This is a genomic window from Chloroherpetonaceae bacterium, from assembly GCA_025056565.1.
In the GTDB taxonomy this organism is placed as follows: Bacteria; Bacteroidota; Chlorobiia; order Chlorobiales; family Thermochlorobacteraceae; genus Thermochlorobacter.
This window is the reverse complement of sequence record JANWWA010000069.1, coordinates 1-288: the sequence shown is the minus strand read 5'-3', so window position 1 is coordinate 288 and position 288 is coordinate 1. Positions and strand designations below refer to the sequence as shown.

Sequence of the window (288 nt, the reverse complement as noted above, 5' to 3'; positions counted from 1 at the left end):
TCGGTGGGTGGCAGATTGGATGAGGTGGTATCGGGGATACAGAGTGATGAGCAGTCTAGACGCAAGTTGGCATTTCAGGTTATGAAGGAGATTTATCAGCGTGCGTTTCAGGTGATAAAGGAGAAGATGGAGGATTTTTCTGAGATTCCTTATTTTAATTTTTCTTTTGTATGCGAGAATGGGAATGAGATGACGTTTGGGGTAGATATTCCGAAGGTGATTTTCAAGGGGGTGTCATTTTCGGAGTATGAAGATGTGGCGCAGCAGTTTCTTTCTCAGATTACGGAA

At 43.4% G+C, this 288-nt stretch carries 1 protein-coding gene; it reads left to right on the top strand.

The window, feature by feature from the left end; translation table 11 throughout:
* Positions 1-81: 81 nt before the first annotated feature.
* Positions 82-288: hypothetical protein (locus tag NZM05_12715; GenBank protein ID MCS7014477.1), on the top strand; the 207-nt coding region annotated here is incomplete at its 3' end.